Annotated in this window: 1 pseudogene; it reads left to right on the top strand. The window is 68.0% G+C overall.

The features are described from left to right. Positions 1-241: pseudogene (locus tag KVT32_RS31300) on the top strand (IclR family transcriptional regulator); the annotation flags it as partial.

Genomic DNA, 241 nt, shown 5'->3' with positions numbered 1-241 from the left:
CCTCCTGGAATTGCGCGTCGGCACGGTGATGCCGCTGTTGTCATCCGCGCTGGGCCGCAATTTCCTGGCGCACCTGCCGGTTGCGCTGACCCGCGAGCTGCTGGAACAGGAGATGGCCTCGTCCGCGCCGGAAAGCCACGGCGGTACCGCCGGCAACGCCTACACGATGGCGGATGTGCTGGCCATTCGCGACGTGGTCCGCAAGCACCACATCAGCCGATGCCGCCACGCGCTGCTTCCG

Source organism: Achromobacter sp. GbtcB20 (assembly GCF_019091095.1).
Classification (GTDB): domain Bacteria; phylum Pseudomonadota; class Gammaproteobacteria; order Burkholderiales; family Burkholderiaceae_B; genus Achromobacter; species Achromobacter mucicolens.
Note: the sequence above shows the minus strand (reverse complement) of the source record. Positions and strands in the feature narration are given on the sequence as shown.